Origin of the sequence: Massilia sp. IC2-476 (assembly GCF_020707295.1) — a bacterium.
In the GTDB taxonomy this organism is placed as follows: Bacteria; Pseudomonadota; Gammaproteobacteria; order Burkholderiales; family Burkholderiaceae_D; genus Telluria.
This window is the reverse complement of the sequence record NZ_JAJFER010000004.1, coordinates 453,089-479,176: the sequence shown is the minus strand read 5'-3', so window position 1 is coordinate 479,176 and position 26,088 is coordinate 453,089. Positions and strand designations below refer to the sequence as shown.

Annotated in this window: 24 protein-coding genes; 17 read left to right on the top strand and 7 right to left on the bottom strand. The window is 66.2% G+C overall.

Translation table 11 applies throughout. The annotated features are described in order from the left end of the window. Positions 1 to 252 precede the first annotated feature (252 nt). Positions 253 to 1,134: a PEP-CTERM sorting domain-containing protein gene (locus tag LK539_RS14150; RefSeq protein WP_227801601.1), complete on the top strand. Its 882-nt coding sequence runs from the start codon at positions 253 to 255 to the stop codon at positions 1,132 to 1,134. A 92-nt stretch (positions 1,135 to 1,226) separates the two neighbouring features. Here the strand turns inward: LK539_RS14150 and LK539_RS14145 are convergent, their stop codons facing one another. The 7 genes from LK539_RS14145 to LK539_RS14115 form a co-directional block, all read right to left on the bottom strand. Beyond that, positions 1,227 to 1,949, bottom strand: coding sequence for a GAF domain-containing protein (locus tag LK539_RS14145; RefSeq protein ID WP_227801600.1), 723 nt, complete (start codon positions 1,947 to 1,949; stop codon positions 1,227 to 1,229). A 78-nt stretch (positions 1,950 to 2,027) separates the two neighbouring features. Then, on the bottom strand, positions 2,028 to 3,128 hold the full coding sequence (locus LK539_RS14140) for a nucleotidyltransferase family protein (RefSeq protein ID WP_227801599.1): 1,101 nt from the start codon (positions 3,126 to 3,128) through the stop codon (positions 2,028 to 2,030). Beyond that, positions 3,125 to 4,036, bottom strand: a complete 912-nt coding sequence (locus tag LK539_RS14135; protein ID WP_227801598.1) for an HprK-related kinase A — start codon at positions 4,034 to 4,036, stop codon at positions 3,125 to 3,127. The genes LK539_RS14140 and LK539_RS14135 overlap by 4 nt, the downstream gene beginning before the upstream one ends. Then, positions 4,030 to 4,296 carry an HPr-rel-A system PqqD family peptide chaperone gene (locus LK539_RS14130; protein ID WP_227801597.1) on the bottom strand — a complete coding sequence of 89 codons (267 nt, stop codon included), beginning with the start codon at positions 4,294 to 4,296 and terminating at the stop codon, positions 4,030 to 4,032. The genes LK539_RS14135 and LK539_RS14130 overlap by 7 nt, the downstream gene beginning before the upstream one ends. Before the next feature lie 14 nt (positions 4,297 to 4,310). After that, positions 4,311 to 4,877 carry a hypothetical protein gene (locus LK539_RS14125; protein WP_227801595.1) on the bottom strand — a complete coding sequence of 189 codons (567 nt, stop codon included), beginning with the start codon at positions 4,875 to 4,877 and terminating at the stop codon, positions 4,311 to 4,313. 184 nt (positions 4,878 to 5,061) lie between these two features. Then, positions 5,062 to 5,676 carry an XrtA/PEP-CTERM system exopolysaccharide export protein gene (locus LK539_RS14120; protein WP_227801639.1) on the bottom strand — a complete coding sequence of 205 codons (615 nt, stop codon included), beginning with the start codon at positions 5,674 to 5,676 and terminating at the stop codon, positions 5,062 to 5,064. Between the two features lie 136 nt (positions 5,677 to 5,812). Then, the gene (locus LK539_RS14115; protein ID WP_227801594.1) at positions 5,813 to 6,631 is read right to left on the bottom strand and encodes a trypsin-like peptidase domain-containing protein; all 819 of its coding nucleotides are present in this window, start codon (positions 6,629 to 6,631) and stop codon (positions 5,813 to 5,815) included. A 342-nt stretch (positions 6,632 to 6,973) separates the two neighbouring features. On the opposite strand from LK539_RS14115, the gene LK539_RS14110 reads away from it, so the two are divergent. The 16 genes from LK539_RS14110 to LK539_RS14040 are packed head-to-tail and all read left to right on the top strand — an operon-like array spanning position 6,974 to position 26,068. Next, the gene (locus LK539_RS14110) at positions 6,974 to 8,506 is read left to right on the top strand and encodes an XrtA system polysaccharide chain length determinant (RefSeq protein ID WP_227801593.1); all 1,533 of its coding nucleotides are present in this window, start codon (positions 6,974 to 6,976) and stop codon (positions 8,504 to 8,506) included. Positions 8,507 to 8,524: 18 nt separating this feature from the next. Beyond that, positions 8,525 to 9,475, top strand: a complete 951-nt coding sequence (locus LK539_RS14105; protein ID WP_227801592.1) for an XrtA-associated tyrosine autokinase — start codon at positions 8,525 to 8,527, stop codon at positions 9,473 to 9,475. Continuing rightward, positions 9,456 to 11,024 carry a TIGR03016 family PEP-CTERM system-associated outer membrane protein gene (locus LK539_RS14100; protein WP_227801591.1) on the top strand — a complete coding sequence of 523 codons (1,569 nt, stop codon included), beginning with the start codon at positions 9,456 to 9,458 and terminating at the stop codon, positions 11,022 to 11,024. The genes LK539_RS14105 and LK539_RS14100 overlap by 20 nt, the downstream gene beginning before the upstream one ends. Before the next feature lie 12 nt (positions 11,025 to 11,036). Beyond that, positions 11,037 to 12,071, top strand: coding sequence for an XrtA/PEP-CTERM system-associated ATPase (locus LK539_RS14095; protein ID WP_227801590.1), 1,035 nt, complete (start codon positions 11,037 to 11,039; stop codon positions 12,069 to 12,071). Next, positions 12,068 to 12,952 (top strand): XrtA system polysaccharide deacetylase, encoded by an 885-nt coding sequence (locus LK539_RS14090; RefSeq protein ID WP_227801588.1) that lies wholly within the window; start codon positions 12,068 to 12,070, stop codon positions 12,950 to 12,952. The genes LK539_RS14095 and LK539_RS14090 overlap by 4 nt, the downstream gene beginning before the upstream one ends. A 9-nt stretch (positions 12,953 to 12,961) precedes the next feature. Continuing rightward, positions 12,962 to 14,059 carry a FemAB family XrtA/PEP-CTERM system-associated protein gene (locus LK539_RS14085; RefSeq protein WP_227801587.1) on the top strand — a complete coding sequence of 366 codons (1,098 nt, stop codon included), beginning with the start codon at positions 12,962 to 12,964 and terminating at the stop codon, positions 14,057 to 14,059. Positions 14,060 to 14,062: 3 nt separating this feature from the next. Further along, the gene (locus tag LK539_RS14080) at positions 14,063 to 15,256 is read left to right on the top strand and encodes a TIGR03087 family PEP-CTERM/XrtA system glycosyltransferase (protein ID WP_227801586.1); all 1,194 of its coding nucleotides are present in this window, start codon (positions 14,063 to 14,065) and stop codon (positions 15,254 to 15,256) included. After that, entirely contained in the window at positions 15,247 to 16,794 is a 1,548-nt protein-coding gene (gene xrtA, locus LK539_RS14075; protein ID WP_227801585.1) for an exosortase A, read from the top strand. Before LK539_RS14080 ends, xrtA begins: the two co-directional genes overlap by 10 nt. A 3-nt stretch (positions 16,795 to 16,797) precedes the next feature. Continuing rightward, positions 16,798 to 17,991: a TIGR03088 family PEP-CTERM/XrtA system glycosyltransferase gene (locus tag LK539_RS14070; RefSeq protein WP_227801584.1), complete on the top strand. Its 1,194-nt coding sequence runs from the start codon at positions 16,798 to 16,800 to the stop codon at positions 17,989 to 17,991. Beyond that, positions 17,979 to 19,913 (top strand): XrtA/PEP-CTERM system amidotransferase, encoded by a 1,935-nt coding sequence (locus LK539_RS14065; RefSeq protein WP_227801583.1) that lies wholly within the window; start codon positions 17,979 to 17,981, stop codon positions 19,911 to 19,913. Before LK539_RS14070 ends, LK539_RS14065 begins: the two co-directional genes overlap by 13 nt. Before the next feature lie 45 nt (positions 19,914 to 19,958). Then, positions 19,959 to 21,197 (top strand): TIGR04063 family PEP-CTERM/XrtA system glycosyltransferase, encoded by a 1,239-nt coding sequence (locus LK539_RS14060; protein WP_227801582.1) that lies wholly within the window; start codon positions 19,959 to 19,961, stop codon positions 21,195 to 21,197. Then, entirely contained in the window at positions 21,194 to 22,387 is a 1,194-nt protein-coding gene (locus tag LK539_RS14055; RefSeq protein WP_227801581.1) for a glycosyltransferase family 4 protein, read from the top strand. The genes LK539_RS14060 and LK539_RS14055 overlap by 4 nt, the downstream gene beginning before the upstream one ends. A gap of 17 nt (positions 22,388 to 22,404) precedes the next feature. Then, the gene (locus tag LK539_RS24435; protein WP_267877533.1) at positions 22,405 to 22,533 is read left to right on the top strand and encodes a hypothetical protein; all 129 of its coding nucleotides are present in this window, start codon (positions 22,405 to 22,407) and stop codon (positions 22,531 to 22,533) included. A 3-nt stretch (positions 22,534 to 22,536) separates the two neighbouring features. After that, complete coding sequence (locus LK539_RS14050; protein WP_227801580.1) at positions 22,537 to 23,919, top strand: putative O-glycosylation ligase, exosortase A system-associated; 1,383 nt, start codon at positions 22,537 to 22,539, stop codon at positions 23,917 to 23,919. Further along, positions 23,919 to 24,911 carry a polysaccharide deacetylase family protein gene (locus LK539_RS14045; protein ID WP_227801579.1) on the top strand — a complete coding sequence of 331 codons (993 nt, stop codon included), beginning with the start codon at positions 23,919 to 23,921 and terminating at the stop codon, positions 24,909 to 24,911. Before LK539_RS14050 ends, LK539_RS14045 begins: the two co-directional genes overlap by 1 nt. Continuing rightward, positions 24,908 to 26,068 (top strand): glycosyltransferase family 4 protein, encoded by a 1,161-nt coding sequence (locus LK539_RS14040; protein WP_227801578.1) that lies wholly within the window; start codon positions 24,908 to 24,910, stop codon positions 26,066 to 26,068. The genes LK539_RS14045 and LK539_RS14040 overlap by 4 nt, the downstream gene beginning before the upstream one ends. The last annotated feature ends 20 nt before the right edge of the window (positions 26,069 to 26,088 follow it).

The window sequence follows — 26,088 nt, the reverse complement described above, 5'->3', positions numbered from 1 at the left end:
CGGAAGCAGGCCCGAATATTTCTTCCAATGCAATCTTTTTTTTACTATATCGTTTCCTTTTGTTAACTAACCCTCTTGAGCCTGTCGGTTTACTTTACAGCGCGCTTCACGTGGGGACATGCATATTTAGCTGATCCGGTAGATATCCCTAAGAATCAAGTACTTACCGAGGGTTTTTGACGGCTGGCACACCCCTTGCTTAATATCCATTGTCGCTCCCCGAAGCAATACACCAACACTCTGGAGATTAGAATGAAACTGAAACACCTGATTACGTCGCTGGCCCTGGGTTTCGCTGCAATCTCGGCATCGGCAACTCCGCTGGACGCACTGACCGGCAACCTGAACATCAAACTGACCGGCCTGACCACCGAATCGAACCGTAGCGCCGGCAGCAACGAAAGCACCTGGGGCGTCGGTAACATCACCTCGATCAGCGGTACCGGCGGCCAGCAGTGGTACGCAGGCGCATCGGATGGTTCCTACCTGTACTACATGATCTACGGTATCGCCGACCAGAACATCGTCTTCGATTCGACCACCGGCAAGTTCAGCATCTATAACATCGGCGCCACCGGCGGCGCAGGCGATGGCCAGATCCACCTGGACATCTACCGTTCGAACGTCAACCTGCTGGAACTGACCTCGAACTACAACGCTTCGCCAAGCCAGCGTACCGGTTTCGACAGCTTCTCGCTGTTCGCCGGCATGGAAAAATACCTGGAAGTCGTGTTCGGCACCGGCAAGCAGCTGGTTGACGTCGAAGGCGGCACCAACCCGAACGCCGACGAACGCCTGGCCACCCTGACCCAGACCGCTACCTCGGCAACCCTGCCGGCAGCCGGCGAAGGCCAGTTCTTCGGCGACGTCGTGGGCGGCACCGCTGCTGCACAGTGGAACACCAACGGCCAGTTCGGTCACGACCTGGACGGCAAGTTCACCCTGAGCACCAACGGCGCGAACTTTGGTTCGGGCACCTGCTCGCCGGCAGAAGTGGCCAACAACACCTGCTTCACCGGCCTGATCAACGACCCGATCCGCGCCAACAAGGTTCCGGAACCAGGTTCGCTGGCTCTGCTGGGCCTGGGCTTCGCCGGTCTGGCTGGCCTGCGCCGCCGCAAGGCAGCCAAGTAATTCAGCTGCAGCATTCCCGCCTCGCGGCGGGATGCCAAAGCAAAGACAAAGGGCGGAACCCGCAAGGGTTCCGCCCTTTGTCGCATCAGGATTCAGGCGGTGCGCCCGGATTCCTGGATGGCGCCGCCCAGCTGGCCGATCAGCTCGGTCGCGGCACTGACGATCTGCGGCGCGGCAAAGCCGGCGCGGGTCATCTCTTTATAGAAGGAACGCGCCAGGATACGCGCCACGTCTTCCGGATTCTGGTAGGCGGTGGCGTCGGCGCCGCTTTGCTGCGCTTCGCGCACCAGCGCCATCTGGGCAAAGCGCGAGGCCAGCAGGCCCTGCAGCTGGATGGTCTGCACCGATTTGCCGATGAACAGCGCGGTCACCTCGAGCAGCTGGAGTTCGGTCTCGCTGAAGGCAACCCCGGTGACGTTCAGTACGCCCACGATGCGCCCGTCGATGCGCACCGGCGCTGACATCAGGGCCGGCACCGCGGCGCGCCGGCGCCGGGCCAGGCTGGCGAATTCGGAGCGGGCGATGTCTTCCACCAGCAGCGCGCGGCCGCTGGCCAGCACCCGGCCGCAGATCCCCTCGCCGCTGCCGACCAGGGCGTCGGCGGCATCCGGCGGCATGTCGCCGGCGCTGGCGCAGACCCGCATGCGCAGGTCGTCCGGTGCGTCGCTGCTGAGCAGCATGACCGAGCAGCTGGTCGCGCCGACCAGGCGCCGCGCCAGCTCGGCATGGCTGACGAGGTTGTCGTCGAGGGAGCCGCTGGCCAGCAAGTCCTGCACATCCTGCAAGCGCAACAGGTGCTTCGCATCATTGTTCATGGATCGCCTTTCCAGGGTCAACGCGCTGCCGGCAGAAGCCGCCTGTTGATGATAGGTTAATTCAATCCTTGCAACAAGTCAGATCGCCTGCGCCGGCTCATCCTGCGTGCGCGGTGATAGGACGGCCTTGTGGAACAGGTGGCGCGCCAGCATCAGCGGTGGCATGCGCAGCCAGTTGCCGCGCAGGTAGAGCGCGCCAAGGGCAAGCGGGCTCAAACGGTCGGCGCAGCTGGGATGGGGCGGCAACAGGGCGCGCAGGAATAGCGCGTCCATCAGGGCCAACAGCGGCGCCGTGGGGCGGCCGGCCGCAGCCGCATCGGCCAGCACCTCGGCCGGCACCGGGGTGCCGAGCAGGCGGCCGCAATAGCGCAGCGCGTAGAAGAGCGGGCGCGCCAGCTGCAGCTGCACGGCGCGCGCCACCAGGCCATCCCAGAAGCCGGGCGCGGCGCCGAAATGCAGCAGCAGCCGGTGCAGGTCGAGCAGGTCGCGCAGGCCGTGGTGCCACTCGCCTTCCGAGAACAGGTGGGTGGCGCTGTGCAGCAGCATGTCGTGCGGGGCCAGCGTGTGCAGTCCCGGGCGGCCCGGGATCGGCAGCGCGGCCGCGCGCAGCAGCGCCGGATCCGGGCGCACCCGCGCCGTCTCCGGCAGGATCGCATGGTGCACGTCGATGGTATTGCCGCGCCGGATATGCTCCATCGGCGGCAGTTCATGCATCCATTCGCGGTAGTAGCGCTGGTCGTAGGCATCCTGGTGGGTGCCGGCCCAGCCGTGCATCAGGAGCGCCGCCTCGACCTCGGCCAGGCGCTCCTTCGGCACCAGGATGTCGACGTCGGAAAACATGCGCCCTGCTGCGGGCGGCAAGCCGGCCATGACATAGGCGCTCCCCTTGAGCAGCAGCAGCGGCAAGGCGAGGCCGTCCAGGGCGTGTCCGATCCGGTCGACCTCGAAACGCAGCGCACGCCGGTGGCGCTCCAGCAGCACCCAGGCCCAGGCGAAGTGTTCGCGCGCCGCCGCCGGCACGGCCTCTGCCAGGCCGGCGTCCTCGAGCAGCAGGCCCAGGGTCGCGACCAGGTCGCCGTGCCCGGCCTGGCGCAGCAGCAGGTCCCAGCCGCCGGCATCCAGGCTGCGCACCCGTTCCGGCGCGCGCAGCACCTCGACCAGCACCGGCAGGGCGCTCATGACTCCCCCGCCAGGCGCTCGAACAAGGCGATCGCCTCGTCCAGCTCGCTGTAGCAGAAATCGAAGCCGGCGCAGGCGTCGACCAGGCGCGCCAGCGCGTCGAAGCCGGTCGCGCCCAGCACCGTGTAGTTGAAGGCGTTGTCTGCCACCCGGGTGAACAGCCGCGCCTTCGCTACCCCCTCGATCCGGACCGGCGCGCCGGCCTCGTAGCGCGGAAACACGATATGGCTGGCCTGCGCCGTCGTCTCCGCCGCGGCGACGCTGGCCCGCGGCGCGCGCATGTGGGCGATCGTGCCCTTGCTGGTTTCCGGCACCGCTGGACCGAACACGGCTTGCGGATCCCAGGCCTGGATCACGCCGATCGAGGCATTCTTCAGGCTGACCGGGCGCGGCAGCGGCACCAGGGCCAGGTCATGCGGGCGTACCAGGGTCAGTTCGTCGGACAACAGGCGCCAGCCGCGGCACACCAGCGCAGCGCACAGGGTACTCTTGCCGGAGCCGGGCGGCGCCGGGAGGATGAAGGCGCGTCCGTTGCGCTCGAGCACGGCGGCGTGGATGACCAGGTAGCTGTGCGCCTTGTTCGACACGCACCAGTTCATCACCCATTCGAACATTGGATGGGCCTGGCTAAGGGGCAGCGGCTTGAAGGGCCGCAGGCCGTCCTGGTCGAAGCGCACCTGGGGCCGCAGCCAGCGGCGCCAGCCGGGGGTAGACGCGAAATGCAGCTGAAAGTCGGCGAAGCCCTCCTCGTCGACCGGATAGTCGGCATATAAAAGGGAGATCGTGTCGACCAGCGCCGGGATGTCGGTGCGGATGCGGCTGCGAAACGGGCCGGTGCGCAACACCAGGCCGGGACCGTCAAAGCGCCGGCGCAGCTCGCCCGGCGACAGCGAGGAAAGGCTCAGCATGCTTCGACCAGGTCGAGGCGGACCAGGCTGTCGAGCAGTTCGGCCAGCTGGTCGGGCAGTTCAGTCTCGTCGACATTGAAGGCGGCGCGCAGGCTGTCGGCCAGCGCATCCTGGCCCGCGGGTCCATCGCGCAGCACCTCCAGCACGCACAGCGCCGCCGTTCCCAGGTGATGGGTGGCGCCGGACAGCTCATTGAACAGGACCGCTTCGTCGTCCCACTCGCGCCAGCGCAGGGACTGTCCCGGAATGACACGCCACATCGGCCAGGGCCGTCTCAATCGTGCGTGGCTTCCAGGTAGCGCTTGGTCTGCTCGGCGCTCCAGAACACGCCCTTGGCCGGCTGGTAATAGCCCTGGTTCTGGATCTGGTTCCACATCTGCTGCAGGGTCGGTACCGACAGGAAGCCGATGCGGCCCGACAGCACGTTCAGGTAAGTAGCGACCAGTTGCATGCCGAAGTTGTACTTGTCGAAGTCGCAGCCGCGCACGATTTCGTACAGGGTCTTGGTCGCGTAGGTCTTGGCGTACTTCGCGCTGCAGCCGAATACGTCATCGAAATCCTTGCCGATCGAGCAGGGCCAGGCGCCGGTGTGATTCTTCCAGAAACCTGGCGACTTGCCGACGCACTTGGGCGGCGACTTGGCGTAATTGCTGTTGAGGCCGCCGGAAAGCGCACCGGAAGGCGAAACGCACACCATGGTGTTCATGGTGGCCCGGCTGTCCAGGGACCACAAGACGCTGGCCGCGCCCAGGCCGGCCTTGGTCAAGCGGCGCCGCGCGCTGCCACGCGAAGTCAGGGTCGGCGCCTCGGAAGCACGCGTTTGTTGGTCTTCGGTCGACACGGGTTCGATCCTCTTGGTTGGTTACGCAGGGATAGCTGCATTTCAATTAAGCAAGAAATATGCCTTCCCGCTATCGCTGTTTGAAAAGCCTTTCAAAAACAGGGACCTACGGCGATCAGCAGCAAGCCTATCCCGGCAGTCTAACGACTCGCGCAGCTGCTGTGTAAAAAGTTTCGACAGTTAATTAGAAAAAGCTTTCGGGCACGACCAGAATGTCGCCGGGACGCATCGTCATGTTGGCCGAGATATCGCCGTCCTTGATCAGGTCATCGAGACGGACTTGCATTTTCTGCTGCTTGCCGTCGATCGTGCGGATGATCGTGGCGCGGTTGCCTGCGGCGAATTCAGTGACGCCGCCGACGGCGATCAGGACATCCATCAGCGACATGTCTTTGCGATATGGCAGCGCTTGGGGACGGGTCGCCTGGCCGATCACGCGGATCTGGTCGTTGTAGTTGCCGACGAAATTGGTCACCACCACGGTCACCACCGGCTGCTGGATGAACTTGGCGAGCGCGCCTTCGATGTCGCGCGCCAGCTGGGTCGAGGTCTTGCCCGCCGCCGGCAGGTCTTCCACCAGCGGCGTGGTGATCTTGCCGTCCGGACGCACCGGCACCGACATCGAGACTTCCGGATTGCGCCAGACGATGATGTTGATATTGTCACCCGGACCGATCAGGTATTCCGGGTTGATGGCCGGCGTGTTGTCCACGACTGTTGGCGTACTGGTGCAGCCGCCCACTACCAACAGGCAAGTAATGGCAACAGCCTGGGCTGCGCGCTTGATCTGGTGCGTCATTTTCGTGCTCACGTCAAGAAATCCCCTGGTTTGCGTGGGCCGCAGCCATCCGTTCCGGGGCCGCTGGCGGGCGCTCTTTATGTCGAGCCCTATTTTATACCATAGCACTTAGGCAACCTCGTGCACGCCTGAAATACTAAGGGCTTCTTTGCAACAGTTCGCGTACATAACGCACCGGAATCGCATAGGTGATCCCGCTCGGGTCCGACACCGCGCTTTCCTTTAGTCCTTTCAGGTACACCATGTTGATGACGCCGACTACTGCGCCCTTGTCCGGATCATAGAGGGGACTGCCGCTGTTCCCAGGATACGCAGTGCCGTCCAGCTGAAAGATCCCGAAAGGATTGCGCTGGAGCTGGGAAATAGCGCGCGCATCGAGTTGGCGCGAATTGAGCGAAGGCCGCACCGCCGGCGTGATCGCCGCCAATGTGGCGCGGTGGGTGGCGGCATGCAGGCCGAGGCGCATGCCCAGCGGATAGCCGGTAAACGCCAGCAACTGACCTTCGGACACGGTATCGTCGCCGTCCAGCACCATGGCCGGCAGCGCCGCGCCGGACAGGCGCAGATGGGCGAGGTCGTGCTCGCGGTCCAGGCCGACCAGGCGCGCAGCCCGGAAGCCGATCGTTTCCACACCATTCCCCACAACGATACCGAGCTCTTCCATACGTGCCGAGTCCATACGCTCGGGAATCACGTGCGCGTTGGTGATGATGCTTAATCCATCTCCGACGACGAAGCCGGTTCCCGTAAAGACAACCGCCGGCTGGCGCGTCTTGAGCTGGGTGCCGATACCGACTACCGATGGCTTGATCCGGGCCACGGTCGCCGGTAATGTGTCCGCCGCAGATGCGGCCGAAGCCGGCAGAGCCGCCGCGCCAAGCCCTGCGAAGCTCAGCAGAAGCGTGCTGCTGCAGCGCCGCAAACACTTCCTAATAGAAATCAATTGTGTGGCCACTTTTGCATTCTCGACATTAAAATAGGCATTTGATACAGAGCAATTGTTGTTATTAAGGGCCGCATGCGGGCACGATGCTCGGCACGCTTAGCTTGACTGTGGAAAACATTTTATCAGCTGTAACGTTGCCATATTGGAACGAATTCCTGATAATTGAAGCAAATTGTGCGCCAAAATCGTTGATCTTGGGAATTTGTGTTGCATGTGACGGCTTTTTCGTCGCCTGATCTGTACATTTTTCCGGCCCGCAATTGCAATTGCTCAGTCAACAAGCGATCATGCAGTTTGTTTATTGATTGGTAGACTTGCGCGCGCGCAAGTCGTTAAGGCGAGATTCATGACATGGCAGATATCACAGCCGCAATCCTTACCTTCCTGAAAGCAATTGGGAAATACCGCTGGCATGCGGTCTTCATTACCTGGGTCGTTGCCGTCGTCGGCTGGGCAGTGGTGCTGAAACTGCCTAACCAGTACGAGGCCTCGGCCCGCGTCTATGTGGACACCCAGAGCATCCTCAAGCCGCTGCTGTCGGGCATGACCACACTGCCTGCCGTCGAGCAGCAGGTGATGTTCATGCGCGGCACCCTGTTCAGCCGCCCGAACGTCGAAAAAGTCATGCGCATGGTCGACCTCGACGTCAAGGCCACCGACAGCAAGCAGCACGACAAGCTGGTCGATGAGCTGATGTCGAGGATCAGGCTCGGCGGCACCGAGCGCGACGACATCTACACCATTACCTATACCGGACCTGACCCGAAACTGGGCAAGGACGTGGTACAGGCCTTCCTGCAGATCTTCGTCGAAGGCGGTTCGACCGGCAAGAAACAGGATTCCGACAAGGCGGTCCAGTTCATCGATGACCAGATCCGCAACTATGAGGAAAAGTTGGCCGCGGCCGAGAACAGCCTGAAGGAATTCAAGATTCGCAACGTCGGCATGCTGCCGTCGGAAGGCGGCGGCGATTACGGCGCACGCATGGTGGCTGCCAGCGAGGCGCTCAACAGTGCGCGCCTGGAGCTGGCCGAGGCCGAGCAGGCGCGCAATGCCTTGCGCCGCCGCGTCGCGGGCGAAACTGCGCCGGGCGAGACCGTGGCGCCGCTTGCCAATCCGGAACTGGACGAGCGCATTGCCGCCGTCACCAAGACCCTGGACAGCCTGCGCACCCAGTACACCGAAGCCCACCCCGACATCGTCGCCAATGCGCGCCTGCTCGACCAGTTGATCGCACGCAAAAAGGATGAGGCGAAGAACCGCAAGCCGAGCGCCGACCCGGGCGCCGGCTACAGCCCGATGTACCAGCAGCTGAACGTATCGCTGGCGGACGCCGAGGCGCGTGTCGCCTCGCTGCAGGCGCGCGTGGCCGAGTTCTCGAACCGTGTGGCCCAGCTGCGCTCGCGCAGCAGCCAGGCGCCGGAGGTCGAGGCCCAGCTTGCCCAGCTCAACCGCGACTATCAAGTCAACCGCGAGAACTACCAGAAACTGGTCGAACGCCGCGAGTCGGCCAAGCTGTCCGGCGACCTGTCCTCAGTCACCGACGTGCTGAGCTTCCGTGTGATCGATCCGCCGAGTGTGCCCACCACGCCAACCGGCCCGAACCGCCTGCGCCTGTTCTCGCTGGTGTTCGTGGCCGCCCTCGGCGCCGGCCTGGCTGCCGCTTTCCTGATGAGCCAGCTGCGCCCGACCTTCCTCAGCCAGGCCACCCTGCGCGACGCCACCGGCTTGCCGATCCTCGGTTCGATCAGCATGAACTGGACGGGCGCACAGACCATCCGCCGCAAGCGCCGCCTGTATGCACTCGGCACCGCGATGCTGGTGCTGTTCGGCCTGTATGGCGCCGGCGTCGCCGCCATCCTGGTGCGCCCGACCGGCCTGTAACGAATACAAGGAGCAGACGTGAGCATTATCGAAAAAGCGGCGCGCCGCATCGACCTCGAGCGCGGCCAGGCGCCGGTCCCGACGGCTGCGCCGGCACTGGACAGCGGCATCGAGATCCTGGAACCCGCGCCGAGCACCCCACCGGCCCTGCCCCCCGTGGCGAGCGCTGCCGTGGATACGGCCCCGGCGGCCCCGGTCCTGCCGGCGCTCGATGCCGCCCGCGCGGCGCCCGTGCGCCACAACACCCGCAAGGTCGAGCTCGATCTGGCGAAGATGCGCGAGATGGGCATGGTCACCGCCGCCGGCGGCCGCACCAGCCTGCTCGAAGACTTCCGCATCATCAAGCGTCCGCTGCTCAAGCGCGCTTTCGAGGAGCAGGCGGCCAAGGGCAATCCAGGCAACCTGATCATGCTGACCAGCTCGCTGCCGGGCGAAGGCAAGACCTATTGCGCGATCAACCTGGCGATGAGCATCGCGATGGAACTCGACCACACCGTGCTGCTGGTGGACGCCGACGTGGCGCGTCCCTCGGTGCTGCGCACCCTTGGCCTGCCGGCCGAGCGCGGCCTGATGGACCTGCTGGTGGACGACAAGCTCGACGTCTCCGACGTCCTGCTGCGCACCAATGTCGACACCCTGAGCATCCTGGCGGCCGGCACGAGCACGCCGCGCGCCACCGAACTGCTGGCCAGCTCGACTATGGCCAACCTGGTCAACGAGATCGCCAACCGCTATCCGGACCGGATCGTGATCTTCGATTCGCCGCCGCTGCTGCTCACCAGCGAAGCACGCGCGCTGGCCTCGCACATGGGCCAGATCGTGGTGGTGGTCGAAGCCCAGGGCACGACCCAGCACGCGCTCAAGGAAGCGCTGCACCAGCTGGAAGGCTACGACAACGTCAACCTCATCTATAACAAGACCAGGGACATTCCCGGCATCGAAGAAACGTATGACTATCACTATGGCTAAAGACGGACGCCTGCGCGCCGTCTTTCGGCCGCGCCTGGCTCCGCTGGCGATCGCGGCGATGCTGGCCTCGGCGCCCAGCCATGCCGACTGGCGTGTCCAGCCGACACTGAACCTGAACGAAAGCTACACGGACAATATTGCGCTCAACGACAAAGCGAACGAGAAGGCGCAACTCATTTCCGAGCTCAATCCGGGACTGATCGTCACCGGCACCGGGCGCCGTTTCCAGTTCAACACGGTGGCGCAGTGGCACCATTTCGCCTACAGCAACGACCGGCTGGACAATACGCTCGACCATACCTTCGACTTTGCGCTCAATGGCCGCGGCGAGCTGCTCGACGACTTCCTATTCGTCGACGTCGCCGCGACCCAGACACCGCGTAGCGTGCTGGCCTTCGGCCCACAGGTGGAGGGCGCGCCCTACCTCGGCGACAACCGCGTCGACGTGCGCACCTGGCGCATCGCGCCCAGCCTGCGCCACCGTTTCGGCAATGTCGCGCAGCTGGACATGAGTTACTCGCGCGACGGCGTCGACGCGGGCGAGTTCGACCCCTTCAGCAATACCATCGGCGACACCGTGTCCGCCAACCTGAGCAGCGGCCCATCGCAGCGCTCGCTGGGATGGAGCCTGAACCTCATGCGCCAGGAGCTCGATAGCGACTTCGGCGGCAATACCTCGACCGAGATGGCCTCCGCCTCGCTGCAGTACGCACTGACCCGGCGTCTGGCACTGACCGCCAGCGCCGGCTACGACAGCTATGATTTCCCAACCCTGCGCGAACGCAACGCGGGCCGCAACTGGTCGGTCGGATTCGACTGGTCGCCCTCGCAACGTACCCGCGTGAATGCCTCCATCGGCCGCCATTTCTACGGCCAGACCGGCAGGCTCGACGCCAGTCATCGCAGCCGCCATACGGTCTGGAAGATCATCTACGGCGACGGCATCACGACCAGCCGCCAGCAGTTGCTGCTGCCCTCGACCATCGACACGGCAGCCCTGCTCGACAGCCTGTTCGCGGCCAGCATCAGCGATCCGCTGCTGCGCCAGCAGGCCGTCGCCAATTACATCCGCAATGCCGGCCTGCCGCCGAGCCTGGCCAACGACATCAACTACCTCAGCAACCGCTACATCCGCCAGCGCCAGCTGCAGGCCGTGAGTGTCTACACCAAGGGGCGCAGCACCGCCGCCGCGACCCTGTTCAGGACCGAACGCATCGCCCTGTCGAGCCAGCAGAGCGACAGTCCGCTGCTGGGCAACCAGCTGGCGAACCTGAACGACAACGTGCGCGAGCAAGGGGTGAACCTGAACTACACCTACAAGCTGAATCCCCGTTCGAACCTGAACGCGGCGACTTCGTATTCGCGCAGCCGTTCGATCACCACCGGCATCGAAGACGAGCGGAGCTACTTCCGCATCGGCTATACCCGCGAACTCGGCAAGTCGCTGCGCGGCGTGGTCGAACTGCGCCACCAGCGCGGCACTTACGGCTTCAATGACAGCAGCTATCGCGAGAACGCGATCAGCGCCGGCATTTCCGCACAGCTCTAGGAGCCAGCAAGCATGTACGAAACCTATTACGGACTGTCCGCTAAACCCTTCCAGCTGCGGCCGGACCCCCACTTCTTCTTCGGCAGCAAGGGCCACAAGCGCGCCATGGCCTACCTCGAGTACGGCCTGTCGCAGGGCGAGGGCTTCATCGTCATCACCGGTGAAGTCGGCGCCGGCAAGACGACCCTGGTACGCAACCTGCTCAACAAGATCCCGACGGACCAGATCGTGGCCGCCCACATCGTCAACACCAGTCTCGATCCGGAAGACACGCTGCGCATGGTGGTCTCCAGCTTCGGCCTGCCGTATGAAGGCGCCAGCAAGGCCGAGCTGCTGAACCGCCTGGAACAGTTCCTGCGCGGCGTCGACCGCCAGGGCAAGCGCGCCCTGCTCGTCATCGACGAAGCCCAGAACCTGAACGCGCGCACGGTGGAAGAACTGCGCATGCTGTCGAACTTCCAGACCGACGACCGTTCGCTGCTGCAGACTTTCCTGCTCGGCCAGCCGGAATTCCGCGCCACCCTGCACAGCCCCGGCATGCAGCAGCTGCGCCAGCGCGTGATCGCCAGCTACCACCTGGGCCCGATGGATGCGCAGGAAACCCGCGCCTATGTCGAGCACCGCCTGGCCACGGTCGGCTGGAAGGGCGATCCCGCCTTCGACGAGGGCGCGCACGCGGCGATCTACGCCTACAGCGGCGGCATCCCGCGCAAGACCAATACGCTGATGGACCGGGTGCTCCTGATGGGCTACCTGGAAGAGATGCACGCCTTCACCGAAGCCGACATCACTGAAGTGGTGCGCGACATCTCCGAGGAATACCAGCTGCCCGACGCGGTCGGCACGCCGGACGCCGGCGCCCTGCCCCAGGACGGGCTGCGCAGCATGGACCAGCGCACCGGCGACCGCCGCGCCGCCAGCGTCGAGGTGCTGGACGAACGGATGATGCGCCTCGAAAAGTCGATCGTCTCGGTACTGTCGATCCTGAAGAAAATCGTCGCCACGCCCCAGGGCGCGGCGGCCCAGCACATGGACAACCAGGAATGAAACTCTACGCCCCCGCTCCGCGTCCCCTGCCGGCTCCCGGAGAGCGCATCAAGAATGCGATGACCTGCGACGTCGAAGACTACTTCCAGGTCTCGGCCTTTGCCCCCTACATCGACCGCGACTCCTGGCCGTCGCGCGAATGCCGGGTCGAGGCCAACATGGAACGCATCCTGGCGATCTACGAGCGGCACGGCGTGAAAGCCACCTTCTTCACCCTGGGCTGGATCGCCGAGCGCTACCCCGCCATGGTGAAGCGCATCGTGGCCGCCGGCCACGAGCTGGCCAGCCACGGCTACGGCCACCTGCGCGCGTCCGACCAGACGCGCGCCCAGTTCGACAACGACATCCGGTCGAGCAAGGCGCTGCTGGAAGACATCGGCGGCCAGGCCGTGCTGGGCTACCGCGCACCGAGCTTCTCGATCGGCCACGCCAACCTGTGGGCCCTGGAGGCCCTGCAGGAAGCCGGCTACCGCTACAGCTCGAGCATCTACCCGATCGCGCACGACCACTACGGCATGCCGGATGCGCCGCGCTTCGCGTTTTACCCGCACGGGCCGGACGGCCTGCTGGAAGTCCCGGTCACCACCGTCAACATGCTGGGCCGGAACCTGCCGGCCGGCGGCGGCGGCTACTTCCGCCTGCTGCCCTACGCCCTGTCGCGCTGGATGATGCAGAAGGTGAACCGGGAAGACCGCCAGCCGGCCCTGTTCTATTTCCACCCCTGGGAACTCGACCCGGGCCAACCGCGCCCGCAGGGCCTGGACGCCAAGTCGCGCTTCCGCCACTACGTGAACATCGAGCGCATGGAGAGCCGCCTCGAGCAGCTGGCGCGCGATTTCGCGTGGGACCGCATGGACCGCATCTTCCTCGAACAAAAATAAGCCTCAGCCATGAACTCGATCATCGAAGCCGCCCAGGCCAAGCGCGCCGCCCCGGTGCTGGCCACCGGACCGCAAACCCTGCACCTCCTGCAGCCGCACGAATACGGCCGCTGGGACGCTTTCGTGCGCGCCTGCCCGGACGCCACCTTCTTCCACCTGTCCGGCTGGCAGAAGGTGATCGAGCAATCCTTCGGCATCAAGACCTGGTTCTACTACGTCCAGCAGGATGGCCAGATCCAGGGCGTGCTGCCCCTCGCCGAGATCAAGAGCCGCCTGTTCGGCCACTCGCTGGGCGCAATGCCCTTCTGCGTCTACGGCGGGCCGGCCACGCTGGACGAGGGCGCGCGCCGCCTGCTCGACGAGGCCGCCGACAAGCTGGCGCGCGAACTGGGCGTCGGCCACCTGGAATACCGCGGCATGCAGCGCATCCACCCGGACGACCCAAGCTGGCATACCAAGGAGCTGTACGTCACCTTCCGCAAGGAGATCAGCCTTGATGACGAAGCCAACCTGAACGCCATCCCGCGCAAGCAGCGCGCCATGGTGCGCAAGGGGATCAAGCTGGGCCTGAAGGGTGTGGTCGAGGACAACGTCGACCGCATGTTCGAAGCCTATGCCAACAGCGTGCTGCGCCTGGGCACCCCGGTATTCCCGAAAAAATACTTCGCCCTGCTGCAGCAGACCTTCGGGGACGAATGCGAGGTGCGCAGCATCTACACGAGCGACGACCGCCTGGTGGCCTCGGTGCTCTCCTTCTACTGGCGCGACGAAGTGGTGCCCTACTACGGCGGCGGCATGGACCTGGCGCGCGAAGTGGCCGGCAACGACTTCATGTACTGGAACCTGATGCAGGCAGCGGCCGCGCGCGGTTGCCGCATCTTCGACTACGGCCGCAGCAAGCTGGGCACCGGCGCCTACGACTTCAAGAAGAACTGGGGCTTCACCGCCGAGCCGCTGCCGTATGAATACAAGCTGTATGCGTCCGACAAGCTGCCGGATAACAATCCGCTGAACCCGAAGTACCAGCTGTTCATCAAGATGTGGAAGAAACTGCCGCTGCCGGTGGCGAACTTCCTCGGCCCCTACATCGTGCGCAACCTGGGATAAGACGTGGAAGACCTGCTGCTCCTGATCCACCGGATCCCCTACCCGCCCAACAAGGGCGACAAGATCCGCTCCTACCACCTGCTCAAGCACCTGGCGCGCGACTACCGGGTGCACCTGGCTACGTTTGTGGACGACGCCGACGACTGGCAGCACGTGCCGACCGTGGAGAAGATGTGCGCCAGCAGCCATTTCGCCAGCCTGAACCCCCTGCTTTCGCGGGTGCGCAGCCTTGGCGCGCTGGTCAAGAACCGCTCGCTCTCGCTCGACTACTACCGCGACGCCACCATGCAGCGCTGGGTCGACCAGACCGTCAGCGCGCACAAGATCGAGCGCGTGCTGGTATTCTCCTCGGCCATGGCGCAGTACGCCGACAAGTACCCGAACGCGCGCCGCGTGGTCGACTTCTGCGACGTCGACTCGGACAAATGGCGGCAGTACGCCGAGAAGAAATCCTGGCCGATGAGCTGGCTGTACCGCCACGAGGCGCGCCAGCTGCTGTCCTACGAGCGCCAGGTGGCGCGCGACTACGACGCTTCGCTGTTCGTGTCCGAGCCCGAGGCAGCCTTGTTCCGCCAGCTGGCGCCCGAGAGCGATGCGCGCATCGGCTTCTTCAGCAACGGCGTCGACACCGACTACTTCTCGCCGGCGGCCGCCGGCCCCTCGCCTTTCAAGGAAGGCGAACGCGCCATCGCCTTTACCGGCGCCATGGATTACTGGCCCAACGTCGACGCGGTGCAGTGGTTCGCCGCGGACGTGATGCCGCTGCTGCGCGCGCGCTTCCCCGACCTGGTGTTCTACATCGTCGGCGCCCGCCCGACCCCGGCCGTGCTGGAACTGGCCAGGCAGCCCAACATCGTGGTGACCGGCACCGTCCCCGACGTGCGCCCCTACATCGCGCACGCGCGCGCCGCGGTGGCGCCGCTGCGCATCGCGCGCGGCATCCAGAACAAAGTGCTGGAAGCGATGGCGATGGCCACCCCGGTGGTGGTGTCGCCGCAGGCGCTCGAGGGCATCGAGGCCGAACCGGGCAAGGAGCTGGTGCTGGCGCAGGACGCCGCCGGCTTCGCCGACGCGGTCGCTGCGTTGCTGGCGCGCAGCGGCAATGACATTGGCCTGGCCGCACGCGCCAGGGTCGAACGCAAGTACAGCTGGCCGAGCAACCTGGCCTGCATCGGGGAGCGACTCGAATGCATCTGACACCTCCACCCGGCGTGATCAAGGCCGGCATCGACGCGCCCGCGCAGCCGGCGCGCGCCAACTACCTTCCGCTGGCGCTGGCGCTGCTGGCGCCCTTCCTGCTCTACCTGGGCACCGTGCGCTCGATGGTGGACACCTGGAACAGCTCGGAAACCTTCGCCCACGGCTATGTGATCATGCCGATCAGCCTGGCCCTGATCTGGCGCCAGCGCGCCTGGTTCGGCCAACTGCCGGCCCAGCCATGGCGCCCGGCCCTGGTCCTGCTGGCCGGCGCCGGCGCTGCCTGGCTGGCCGGCCGCATCGCCGACGTGCAGGTGGTGATGCAGTACGCCTTCGTGTCGATGTTCCCGCTGGCGTTTCTCGCCCTGCTGGGACCGCGCCTGGCTGCGAAATTCACCTTCCCGCTGCTGTTCCTGCTGTTCGCGGTGCCCTTCGGCGAGATCTTCGTCGGGCCCCTGATCAACTACACCGCCGACTTCACCGTGTGGGCGGTGCAGGCCACCGGCATCCCGGTCCTGCGCAACGGCACCCGCTTCGAACTGCCGAGCGGCAGCTGGTCGGTGGTCGAGGCCTGCAGCGGTATCCGCTACCTGATCTCCTCGATCACCCTGGGCTGCCTGTACGCCTACCTGACCTACCGCTCGAATGTGCGGCGCGCCGTCTTCATCGGCCTGTCGATCGTGGTCCCGATCGTCGCCAACTGGCTGCGCGCCTACGGCATCGTGATGATCGGCCACATGAGCGGCATGGAACTGGCCACCGGCGTCGACCACCTGGTCTACGGCTGGCTGTTCTTCGGCGTGATCATGTTCATCATGTTCTGGATCGGCAGCTACTGGCGCGAGGATGAGCAGCCCATCGCTGCCGCGCCGGCCGCCGGCCGGGTGCAGGGCGCCGCCCGCCCGCTGATGCCGATGGCGCTGGCCGTCGTCGCCTTGTGCGCCGTGTGGCCGGCGTTTGCCGCCTTCAACGAACGCGCCAACCACAATGCGCAGGAAGTGGCCCTGCCCGAACCGAAGCTGGGCTGGCCCTACGCCGCCGGCTTCGCCGACTGGGAAGTGCGCTACATGGAACCGGATGCGCGCCTGGCGCGCGCCTACAGCGCGCCGGACGGCCGTCCGGTCAAGCTGCAGCTGCTGTACTACCGCAACCAGAGCAAGCAGAAGGGCCTGATCAGTTCCGTCAACCGCCTGGCGGGCGAAAAGGACGTCTGGCACGAGACCGCCTCCAGCGTCCGCACCGAAAGCGCCGGTGCACGCACGCTGGCGCTGCGCGAAACCGTGCTGGACGGCGGCGAGAGCCCGCTGGTGGTCTGGCACCTGATGTGGATCGACGGTCAGTACACCGCCAGCAACGTGGCCGGCAAGCTGCGCCAGGCCCAGGCCAAGCTGATGTTCCACGGCGACGACGGCGCCCTGGTGGCGATCGCCGCCCCGGCTGCGGACGGCGAGGAAGCGGCGCGCGCCGCGCTGCGCGCCTTCCTGGCGCAGAACTTCAACGCGGTCGACGCCGCGCTGGTGGCGGCCCGGGGACGCTGAAGCATGGACGCTAAGATGGTGAACGGGGCCCTCCCGCAGCCGCCGCTGGTGGCGCACCTGATCTACCGCCTCGACATCGGCGGGCTGGAGACGCTGCTGGTCGACACCATCAACCGCATGCCGGCCGGACGCTACCGGCACGCGGTGATCTGCCTCACCGACTACACCGATTTCGCCCAGCGCATCACGCGCCCCGATGTCGAGCTGTTCGCGCTGCACAAGCCGGCCGGGCTGGCGCTGGGCACGCATGCGGACCTGTTCCGCCTGCTGCGCCGGCTGCGCCCGGACATCCTGCACACCTATAACCTCGGCACCATCGAGTACGCCGCCACCGCCTGGGCCGCCGGGGTGCCGGTGCGGGTGCATGCCGAGCATGGCCGCGACGCGCGCGACCCGCAGGGCGTCAACCCGAAGCACAATCTGCTGCGCCGCCTGGTACTGCCCTTCATCGACCGCTACGTGCCGGTCTCGCACGAGCTGCGCGGCTGGCTCGAGCGCGTGGTGCGCATCCCGGCGCGCAAGATCCAGCTGATCGACAATGGCGTCGACACCGAACGCTTCCGTCCGGGCGTCGCCGGTCCCCTGGAGGCCTGGCAGAGCGACCCCGACGCCTTCGTGATCGGCACCGTCGGCCGCCTGCAGGACGTGAAGGACCACGCGACCCTGGTCGAGGCCTTCGTCCAGCTGCGCGCCCTGCTGCCACAGGCGAAGCTGCGCCTGGTGCTGGTCGGCGACGGCCCGCTGCGCGGCCAGCTCGAAGCGCAGGTACGCGAGCGCGCCCTGGAGGACAGCGTCTGCTTTGCCGGCGCGCGCAGCGATGTGGCGCCGGTGATGCGCAGCTTTTCGCTGTTCGCCCTGTCCTCGATCGCCGAAGGCACCCCGGTCACCCTGCTGGAAGCGATGGCAAGCGGCCTGCCGGTGGTCGCCACCGCGGTGGGCGGCATCCCCGACCTGGTCGAGCAGGGCGTGAGCGGCACGCTTGCGCCGGCGCGCGACCCGCAGGCGCTGGCCGCCGCCATCGCCTCCTATGTCATGGACCGCGCCCTCGCGCAGCGCCACGGCGCCGCCGGGCGCGCCCGGATCGAACAGCAATACAGCATGCAGGCCATGCTGGCCGCCTACGTCGCCCTGTACGACGAACTGTGCCAGACCAAGACAACACCAAGAAATAAGGCGATCACCCCATGTGCGGAATAGTTGGAATTTTTGACACGCAGGGCAGCCGCGCCATCGACCGCGACCTGCTGCACCGGATGAACGAAAGCCAGTTCCACCGCGGGCCGGTGGAAGGCGACCTGCACCTGGAACCGGGCCTCGGCTTCGGCCACCGGCGCCTGTCGATCATCGCGCTCGAAGCCGGACTGCAGCCGCTGTTCAACGAAGACGAGACCCTCGCCCTGGTGTTCAACGGCGAGATCTACAACTTCCGCGAGCTGCGCGCCGAGCTGCAGGGCCTGGGCCACGTGTTCCGCACGCCCTCGGACAGCGAAACCATCGTCCACGCCTACGAACAGTGGGGCGAAGCCTGCGTGGGCCACCTGCGCGGCATGTTCGCCTTCGCGATCTGGGATCGCCCGAATCAGACCCTGTTCCTGGCGCGCGACCGCATCGGCATCAAGCCGATGCACTACGCGCTGCTGGAGGACGGCATGTTCGCCTTCGGTTCGGAACTGAAGTCGCTGCTGACCCTGCCCGGTCTGAAACGCGAGATCGACCCGCTGGCGGTCGAGGAATATTTCGCCTACGGCTACGTGCCCGAGCCGCGCACCATCTTCAGCGGTGCCAGGAAGCTGCTGCCGGGCCACACCCTGACCCTGCGCGTCGGCCAACCGGTGCCGGAATCGAAGCAGTACTGGGACGTGCCCTTCACCGCCCACGCCCCCATGAGCGAAAACGCCATGGAAGAAGAGCTGGTCGCGCGCCTGCGCGAAGCGGTGCAGAGCCACCTGATCTCGGACGTGCCGCTGGGCGCCTTCCTGTCGGGCGGCGTCGATTCCAGCGCTGTGGTGGCGATGATGGCTGGCGTGAGCGACGGCCCGGTGAATACCTGCTCGATCGCCTTCAACGACCCGGCCTTCGACGAATCCGACTACGCGCGCCAGGTGGCTGTGCAGTACAAGACCACGCACCAGTGCGAAACCGTCGACAAGGACGACTACGGCCTGCTCGACACCCTGGCGGCGCTGTACGACGAACCGTATGCCGACAGTTCGGCGATCCCGACCTACCGCGTGTGCCAGCTGGCGAGGAAGCGTGTCACCGTGGCCCTGTCGGGCGACGGCGGCGACGAAAACTTCGCCGGCTACCGCCGCCACCGCATGGCCATGGGCGAGAACCGCGTGCGCTCGATGCTGCCGCTGGCCGTGCGCAAGCCCATCTTCGGCGTGCTGGGCGCCGTTTATCCGAAGGCCGACTGGGCGCCGCGCGTGTTCCGCGCCAAGACCACCTTCGAAGCGCTGGCGCGCGACCTCACCGAGGGTTACTTCCACGGCGTGTCGATCAACAACGACCGCATCCGCAGCCAGCTGTTCTCCAGCGGCTTCAAGCAGAAGCTGCAGGGCTACCGCGCGGTCGAGGTGATGCGCGGCTATGCGAAGAACGCCCCGACCGACGATCCGCTGTCGCTGATCCAGTACCTGGACATGAAGACCTACCTGCCGGGCGACATCCTGACCAAGGTCGACCGCGCCAGCATGGCCCATGCGCTGGAAGTGCGCGTGCCCCTGCTCGACCACCAGTTCGTGGAATGGGTCTCCGGCCTGCCGTCCGGCTCCAAGCTGCGCAACGGCGAAGGCAAGCACGTGTTCAAGAAGGCGCTACAGCCCTTCCTCTCGGACGACATCCTGTACCGCAAGAAGCAGGGCTTCTCGATTCCGCTGGCGGCCTGGCTGCGCGGCCCGCTGGCGGACGCCATGCGCCGCGCCGTGCTGAACCCGGCCCTGCTCGACACCGGCATCTTCAACCCGGCCTTCCTGAAGCAGATGGTGGACGAGCACCAGTCCGCAGCCAAGGACCACAGCACGACCCTGTGGTCGGTGCTGATGTTCGACGCCTTCCTGCGCAAGAACGGCGCCGCTGCGGCGACCGAACCCGCGCCGGCCATCGCCGTCGCCGCATAAAACAAGAACGACCAACGCAACAAGCGCAACCGGAACCACAAGAACATGCGAGTCCTCCACGTCCTCGATCACTCGATCCCCCTGCACAGCGGCTACACCTTCCGTACCCGCTCGATCCTGCGCGAACAGCGCGCGCTCGGCTGGGAAACCTTCCACGTCACCGGCTCCAAGCAGAACTCGGGCGAACAGCTCGAGGAGACCGTGGACGGCCTGCACTTCTACCGCACCCCGACGTCAAAAAGCGCGCTGGCCAAACTGCCGGTGCTGAACCAGAAGGAAGTCATCGACGGCCTCACCCGGCGCCTCGAGGAAATCATCCCGCAAGTGAAACCGGACGTGCTGCACGCCCACTCGCCCAGCCTGAACGCGGTCGCCGCCCTGCGCGCCGGCAAGAAGTTCGGCATTCCGGTGGTGTATGAAGTGCGCGCCTTCTGGGAAGACGCCGCGGTCGACCATGGCACCAGCAGCGAGAACGGCCTGCGCTACCGCGCCACCCGGGCACTGGAAACCTGGGCCCTCAAGCGCGCCGACGCCGTCACCACCATCTGCGAAGGCCTGCGCCGCGACATCGTCGCGCGCGGCATCCCGGCCGAGAAGGTCACGGTGATCCCGAACGCCGTCGACATCGACAAGTTCTCGGTGGGCGGCAGCGCCGACCAGGAACTCAAGAGCAAACTCGGCCTGCAGGGATCGCGCCTGATCGGTTTCATCGGTTCCTTCTATGCCTACGAAGGCCTGGACGTGCTGCTGCGCGCGGTGCCGCGCCTCTCCACCGACATCCCGGACCTGCGCGTGCTGCTGGTCGGCGGCGGGCCGCAGGACGCCCAGCTGCGCCAGCTGGCCCAGGACCTGGGCATCACGGACAAGGTGGTGTTCACCGGCCGCGTACCGCACGAGCAGGTGCAGAAGTACTACGACCTGCTCGACGTGCTGGTCTACCCGCGCCTGTCGATGCGCCTGACCGACCTGGTCACCCCGCTTAAGCCGCTGGAAGCGATGGCCCAGGGCCGTATCCTGGCCGCGTCGGACGTGGGCGGCCACCTCGAGCTGATCGCCGACGGCAAGACCGGCGTGCTGTTCAAGGCCAACGATCCGCGCTCGCTGGCCGACAAGGTCGCCGCCCTCCTGCACGCCGACACCCTGTGGCCGGCCCTGCGCGCGGCCGGCCGGCACTACGTCGAGACCGAACGCAACTGGCCGGTCAGCGTGGCGCGCTACCAGAACATCTACGGACGCCTGGCCAAGCGTCCAGCCACCCGCTCGGCCGAATCGCAGGCTGCATGAAGATCCTGACTTTCAGTACGCTGTTCCCGAACACGGAGAAGCCGGGCCACGGCATCTTCGTCGAAACCCGCCTGCGCCACCTGGTCGCAACCGGGCAGGTGGAGGCGCGCGTGGTGGCGCCGGTGGCCTGGTTCCCTTCGACGCACCCACGCTTCGGCAACTACGCGAAGATGGCGAAAGTCCCGCGCGCCGAAGTGCGCCACGGCCTGCAGGTGGAGCACCCGCGCTATGCCGCGATCCCGAAGCTCGGCATGAACGTGGCGCCCTTCCTGCTGGCGCAGGCCGCGCGCCCGGCGATTGCGCGCCTGATCGACGAAGGCTTCGACTTCGACCTGATCGACGCCCACTATTTCTACCCGGACGGCGTGGCCGCGGCCCTGCTGGCGCGCTGGTTCAACAAGCCGCTGGTGATCACCGCGCGCGGCTCCGACATCACGCTGCTGCCGCAATACACGCTGCCGCGCCGCATGATCAAGTGGGCCGCCAACCGGGCCGACGCCGTGATCACGGTGTGCAATGCGCTGCGCGACGAAGTCGTGGCGCTGGGCGTGCCCGCGAACCGCGTGACTTCGCTGCGCAACGGCGTCGACCTGCAGCTGTTCCGCCCCACCGAGCGCCAGGCGAATAGCATGTTCACCCTGCTCACGGTCGGCCACCTGGTGCCGGTCAAGGCCCAGGAACTGATCATCGCCGCCCTGCCGCTGCTGCCCGGCGTGCGCCTGGTGGTGGCCGGCGACGGCCCGAACCGCGCCATGCTGGAAGCGCTCGCGCGCACCCACAACGTGGCCGAGCGCGTGGAATTCCTCGGCGCCGTGCCCCAGGCCCAGCTGCGCGCACACTACGGCGCGGCCGACGCGCTGGTGCTGGCCTCCTCGCGCGAAGGCTGGGCCAACGTGCTGCTCGAAGCCATGGCCTGCGGCACCCCGGTGGTGGCCAGCCGCGTCTACGGCACCCCGGAAGTGGTGGCGGCGCCCGAAGCAGGCGTCCTGATGCGCGAGCGCAGCCCGCAGGGCGTGGCCGACGCCGTCAATGCGCTGCGCGCCAACTACCCCGACCGCGCCGCGACGCGCCGCTATGCCGAAGGCTTCAGCTGGGACGACACCAGCGCCGGCCAGCTGCGCCTGTTCGCGGACGTGCTCGCCGGACGCGCGCTGCCCCGTCGCGCGGCGCTTTCCTCGACCCCGTATTGAACTGAACCGGAAATACCATGGAATCCTTGTTGTGGATGCTGGACCTTCTTGCCGTCGCCTACCTGTGCTTCTGGGCGCTGCGTGAAGACCAAAAGGAAAACGCGAAGCCCGACGCCGACACCCCTGCGCGCCACGGGAAAGGCTAGGCGATGCGCGATCTCTTCCTGCTGGCGATCCTGCCGGCACTGCTGTATTTCATGTTCAAGCGCCCCTTCATCGCGCTGGGCATGTGGCCGTGGACCGCGCTGTTCTTCCCGAACGGCTGGGTGTACGGCGCCGCCAGCAGCATCCGCTACAACCTCTTGATCGCCGGCGTGACGATCCTGACCTATGTCTTCAGCAAGCACAAGCCGAAGTTCCAGCTGAGCGGGCTGGGCGCCATGGTGCTGCTGTTTTTCGTCTGGACCACGATCAGCACGATCATGGCGATCGGTAACCAGGAAGTCGCCTGGGATTACTGGAACCGCTTCTGGAAAGTTATCGCCCTGTTCATCTTCGTCCTGCTCATCGTCGAGAAAAAGCTGCACCTGGATATGCTGCTTTGGGGCGTGGTCCTGTCGGTCGGCTTCTACGGCAATCTCGAAGCGCTGAAATTCATCGCCAGTGGCGGCGGCCATGCGATCGCCGGCATGAGCGGGCACGTGCTGGGCGACCGCAACGAGCTTGCAGTCGCCTTCGTCATGACGCTCCCGATCTGCGCCTACCTGCTGGGCGAATACGGCCAGCGCTCGCGCATCATCCAGATCGGCCTGCTGGGCAGCATGGCGCTGCTGGTGTTCGCGGTGATCGGCACCCAGTCGCGCGGCGGCTTCATCTCGATGCTGGCGGTGGCGGGCTACCTGTTCGTCAAGAGCAAGCGCAAGTTCTTGTTCGGCAGCCTGGCGGCCGTCCTGGTCGTCGCCGCGTCCTTCGTCGTCACTTCCGAATGGACCGACCGCATCAACACCATCGAAACGGCGAACCAGGACGATTCCTTCATGGGCCGCGTGGTGGCCTGGAAGCTCAGTTTCATCCTGGCGACCCAGAATCCCATCTTCGGCGGCGGCTTCAAGGCGCTGGAAAACTTCGCCATCTGGCGTGCCCTGATCAAGGACTTCGACGCTTACTCGTGGTTCTACACCGGCGACGCGGTGCCGGTCGAATTCGCGCGCGCCGCCCACAGCGTGTACTTCCAGGTGCTGGGCGACCAGGGCTTCGGCGGCCTGTTCATCTATGTCACCATGCTGGCGATGGCCTTCTTCAAGGCGGCCAAAGTGGCGCGCATCGCCAGGCGCCAGCTCGGCAACCATTGGGTGGGCACGGCGGCATCGATGATCCAGCTGAGCATCTTCGCCTTCGCACTGGGCGGCGCCGCCCTCAGCTTCGCCTACTTCGATCTCATCTTCACCCTGTTCGCACTCGTGATCGTGCTGGAACGACGGCTGCTTCCGGCGGCCCTGGCACAGGTCGCGGGTGCGGGCAAAGCCGTACCGCTGCACAGGACGGCGCCGGTCGCGCCGCCGGTGCGCCTGCCAGAGAAAGTCGCTCGATAGTGAACTCACTTCCCCTCAGCATGCGTTGCGCGGCGCCGCTGATCCGCACCGCCGGCAATGCGCTTGCTCCCGCCGAAGCCGGCAAGCGGCGCCTGTGCATCGTCAACTACCACCGGATCCTGCACAAGCCGGACCCCTTGCTCGACTCGGAGCCGACGGTCGACACCTTCCGCTGGCAGATGGACCTGCTGGCCTCGTGCTTCAATGTGCTGCCGCTCGGCGAAGCGATCACGCGCCTCGGCAACGGCAGCCTGCCGCCGCGCGCGGTCGCCATTACTTTCGACGACGGCTACCGCACGGTGCACGAGCTGGCCCTGCCGATCCTGCGCGAACGTGGGCTGCCGGCGACCGTGTTCGTCACCAGCGGGCACATCGAAGACGAAAGCAGCATGTGGAACGACGTGATCCTGGAAGCGGTCCGCCGCTCGCACGACAGCGCGATCGACCTGCGCGACATCGGCATGGATGTCTACCCGCTCGCCGACACGGCCCAGTGCAAGGCGAGCGCGGCGGCCATGACCGAACGCTGCAAGTACCTGACGCCGGAAGCGCGCGACACCATGCTGCGCCGGCTCCAGCAGCTGGCCAGGGAGGATCTGACCCAGCACCTGATGCTGACGGCGGACATGATCCGTGAACTGATGCAGTACCGGATCGAGATCGGCGGCCATACGGTCACCCATCCGATCCTCGCCAGGCTCGACGACGACCGGGCGTTCCGCGAGATCGCGGACGGCAAGCACCACCTCGAGCGCGTCACCGGACGCCCCGTCGAACTGTTCGCCTACCCGAACGGCAAGCAGGGCGTCGATTTCGACCAGCGCCACGTGGAGATGGTCAAGTCGGCCGGCTACCGCGCGGCCTTCACCACGGCGGTCGGCGCCGCCTCCGGCCGCGACCACCCCTACCAGCTGCCGCGCAGCCGTCCCTGGGACGCCAGGCCCCTGATGTTTGCCTTGCGCCTGCTGCGCTGGCTCGGAGAAGAACAATGACTGCACCGGTACCTGTCGCATTCTGCGAGAACGGCGCAGGCTTCGGTGGCGCCGTCATTTCGCTGATGGCGATGCTCGAACAGCTCGATCCGCGCTATACCCCGCTCCTGTACACCAGCCTGGGCACCGAACAGTACCGGCAACTGGCGGCGCAGACGTCCTGGCGGCACCTGGCGCCGGTCGACATCGTGAGACGGGGCTGGCTGTACGACCGCCGCGTGCCCTTCGCGTCGATGATCGACAACGTGTGCAACCTGCTGCCCTATGCGTTCAAGTATTACCGGGCCTTCCGTCGCCAGGGCGCGCGCATCGTCTACCTGAACAATGACGCCAGCTGCAATGTCGCCGCCGCCATGGCGGCGCGCATGGCGGGCCTGCCCCTGGTATTGCACGCGCGCGGCTTCCACGCCGACACGCGCAGCAACCGGCTGGTCCTGTCATGGCTGGATCATTGCATCCCGGTGTCACAAGCCGTCAAGCAGCAGCTGGTTGGCCTTGGCGTGCCGGAAGACAAATGCACCGTGGTGCCCGAGGGCCTCGACCTCGGGGTCTACCGTCCGCGCAGCCCGGCAGCACGCCTGCGCGGCGAGCTGGGCCTGCCGGCGGATGCGCCGGTCATCACCCTGGTGGGCGGCCTGATCGAATGGAAGGGGCAGGATGTGCTGCTCGAGGCGGCCCCGGCGGTCTTTGCGCGCTACCCGAACGCGCACATCCTGCTGGTGGGCGCCGCCTACGGCCGCGACGACGTGTTCGCGCGCAAGGTCGGGGAGCTGGTGCAGGCGCCCGGCGTGGCCGGCCGCGTCCACCTGCTGGGGGGACGCAAGGACATTCCCGAGATCCTGTCCATCAGTTCGGTCGTGGTGCACGCGTCGACCCAGCCTGAGCCCTTCGGCCGCACCTTCCTGGAAGGCATGGCGGTCGGGCGCCCGGTGATCGCATCGAACGAAGGCGGACCGCTCGACGTCATCACCCATGAAGTCGACGGGCTCCTGATCGCGCCGCGCGATCCCGCCGTCCTGGCTGGCGCCATCCTGCGCATCCTGGACAACCCGGCCTGGGCCGCGCAGATGGAAAGCGCGGCCGCCGCCACGGCGCAGCGCTATTCGATCCAGTCCCATACGAAGGCGATCACGGCGGTACTCGAGCGCTTTGCCTGAAGCGCGGACCGGCCGCGGCG